This window comes from Bartonella sp. CM31XJBT (genome assembly GCF_028618555.1).
Lineage (GTDB): Bacteria > Pseudomonadota > Alphaproteobacteria > Rhizobiales > Rhizobiaceae > Bartonella.
This window is the reverse complement of the sequence record NZ_JAQITD010000044.1, coordinates 3967-7016: the sequence shown is the minus strand read 5'-3', so window position 1 is coordinate 7016 and position 3050 is coordinate 3967. Positions and strand designations below refer to the sequence as shown.

General features: G+C 37.5%; 5 protein-coding genes. All 5 read left to right on the top strand.

All coding sequences use genetic code 11. The features are described from left to right. Window positions 1-383: hypothetical protein (locus PVV63_RS09645; protein WP_273791666.1), on the top strand; the 383-nt coding region annotated here is incomplete at its 5' end. 8 nt (window positions 384-391) lie between these two features. After that, on the top strand, window positions 392-853 hold the full coding sequence (locus PVV63_RS09640) for a hypothetical protein (protein WP_273791665.1): 462 nt from the start codon (window positions 392-394) through the stop codon (window positions 851-853). 5 nt (window positions 854-858) lie between these two features. Further along, on the top strand, window positions 859-1428 hold the full coding sequence (locus PVV63_RS09635) for a hypothetical protein (RefSeq protein WP_273791664.1): 570 nt from the start codon (window positions 859-861) through the stop codon (window positions 1426-1428). Window positions 1429-1503: 75 nt separating this feature from the next. Beyond that, a complete protein-coding gene (locus PVV63_RS09630; RefSeq protein ID WP_273791663.1) occupies window positions 1504-2226 on the top strand; it encodes a hypothetical protein in 723 nt (240 codons plus the stop codon). Between the two features lie 71 nt (window positions 2227-2297). Next, a partial coding sequence (gene bet / locus PVV63_RS09625; RefSeq protein WP_273791662.1) for a phage recombination protein Bet occupies window positions 2298-3050 on the top strand: 753 nt, incomplete at its 3' end.

The following is a 3050-nucleotide window of genomic DNA, read 5'->3' as shown; positions in this document are numbered from 1 at the left end:
ATGCAAAAGTCTATGGTTATGCCAAGGTTTTTGGTGATGCTAAGGTTTACGAAAATGCACAAGTTTACGGTTATGCACATGTTTACAACAATTCTCGTATTTATGGCAAAGCAGAAGTTTGCGATGAACCATGCATTTACGGTGATGCAGAAGTTTACGGTGATGCATATATTTGCGGTGAACCGCACGTTTTTGATAATGCAGAAGTTTATGGCAATGCACAAGTTTACGAAAAGGCATACATTTATGATAGGGCGCGTGTTTACGGCAATGCAGAAGTTTCCGGTGATGCGCATGTTTACGGTCATGCAAAAATTTACGGTGAAGCATGTGTATGTTGGGACGACTGGATTGATGGCGATAAAAGAATCTCAACTAGGTAACAAACCAGATGAAAAAATACGAATTTACTGATGAAAAAATTGTGTTTGATGGAAGAACTCTTCACCGAATTAGAGCATTAAGAGACTTTGGATATGTCAAAAAAGGTGACCTAGGCGGTTTTATAGAAAAAGAGAGCAACTTAAGCCATAAGAGAGACTGTTGGATTTTTGGCAATGCACAAGTTTACGGTGATGCCAAAGTTTATGATGATGCGCGGGTTTATGGGAATGCACAAGTTTATGGCAATGCACAAGTTTATGATTATGCCGAAGTTGGTGGTGCTTCTGTTGGAGATAATGCCAAGGTTTTTGACTATGCGCGGATTTATGGGAATTCTGCTATAGGGGAAAGTGTACACGTTTACGGAAATGCTAAAATTTACAATCAAGCATATATTTGCTGTCGTGTAAACATTGCTGGAAATTGTAAAATTAGTGGCTCCACCGTAATCGTAGAACGTGAGAAATAGTAATCATGGAAAAGAAATATGAACTTACTGATGAAATAAAAGAATTTTATGATGCAAGAACCGATAAAAGTAAAAAACTTTATCGCATACGTGCATTAAGAGATTTTAGAAATATTAAAAAAGGTTACTTAGGTGGCTATATACAAAAAGAAGACAACCTATCGCATGAAGGCGATTGTTGGGTTTGGCATAAAGCTATGGTTTGTGGTGACGCTAAGATTTTCGGCAATGCACAAGTATTTGAACGCGCACAAATTACAGGCAGGGCGCGTGTTTATGAAAATGCAAAAGTTTGCGGTGAAGCATATGTTGAATATGATGCGCAAATTTACGGCAATGCACAAATTTATGGTGAGGCTCGAGTTTTGGGCCATGTTTATGGCAATGCCCGTGTCTATGGAGATGCTTATATAAGTGATAAAGCACACATTTCCGGAAATATGAAAATTCTAGATAGAGTATATATTTTCGATAATGTAAATATTTCTGGTAATCTTGAAATTCGTGGACGCAATTCAATCATCTACGAAAGTGACTATTCAGCAAGCGATATAAGCTACATAAGCCGTTTCTAACAACCAAACAACATTTTTAAACACAAGCGTGATTCACGCCACGGGTGAATTGTACGCAAATCAAGGAAATAAACCATGGAAAAAAAATACGAACTTACTGATGAAACAATTCAGTTTGATGGAAAAACTCTTCACCGTATTCGTGCTTTAAGGGATTTTGATGATGTCAAAAAAGGAGATCTTGGTGGCTTTATTGAAAAGGAATATAACTTAGGTCATGATGGCAATTGCTGGGTCTATGATGATGCCAAGGTGCTTGAAAGCGCTACCATTTTTCATAATGCCAAGATATTTGATGGCGCCTGTATTAGTGGAAATGCTTCAGTTTATTCTGATGCACAAGTTTACAGTCGTGCTGTTGTTTTTGGTAATGCCGAAGTTTCTGGTAGTGCACATGTTTTTGGTGATGCTGTTGTTCGCGACAAATCTCATGTTTACGGTGATGCAGAAGTTTACAATAGCGCACTCATTTATGGTGACGCAGAAGTTTTTGAGAATGCACGAATAAAGAATAGTGCCCACATTTACGACAATGCTCGTGTATATGGGAACGCAATAATTTGTGGTCCTGCTCTCATTTATAACAATGCTAAAGTTTATGGTGATGTCATTATATCATGCTCCAATTTCACGTATGAGGATGATATTAATTATGGAAATGTTGAGATTTTTGGAGATGCAAAAGTTTATGATAGTGCTCGCATTTATGACGCAGTCAAGATCTTTAGAAATGCCGAAATTCGTGGATTAGCTAATATTCGCGGAAACACGAGAATTCCTCAAGACATAAAAATTTAACAACCAACCAGCCTTTTAACACCAGCGTGATTCACGCCACGGGTGAATTGCGCGCAATGTAGGAAATCAAGATGACAAATTCTACTTTTTTAAAAGAAATGGCAGAAAAATATGGATTTTCTGCTGAAGAATTTCGAACCACAATCATAAAAACTTGTATTGGAGATAAAAATGCTAATGTCATCACTGATGCAGAATTTGCCGTTTTTCTTTTTGTTGCCAATACTTATGGACTTAACCCTTTAACAAAAGAAATCTATGCATTCCCTAAAAAAGGCGGCGGCATCATACCCGTTGTTTCTATCGACGGTTGGATAAAGATCATCAAATCAAATCCTGACTTTGATGGCATGACCTTTCAAGATCAACTCAATGAAGATGGGAATATCATTGCTATCAAATGTGCTATTCGTCTCAAAGGAATTAAAGACCCTATCGAAGTCACCGAATATCTCAAAGAATGCGAACAAGACAAAAGTGAACCTTGGAAAAAATACCCCGCACGTATGTTGCGCCATAAAGCTACTATACAGTGTGCTCGCTATGCTTTCGGGCTTTCCGGTATTTATGAAGAAGATGAAGCAAAACGTATCAATGAAACAAACCATAACGTACAAACGAAGTTAGTTTCTTATGATGTGCTTACGCAAATCAAACAATTAATAAACATCACTCAAACAGAAGAAGAAAAAGTGCTTGATTATGCACAAGTCGATAGGCTTGAAGATCTTCCTGATGAAGTAGCACAAAGGATTTTGGATATTTTGCAAAAGAGACAGCATGAAAAAGAACAATCTTTCCTACAACAAAAGCAAATAGAAGCG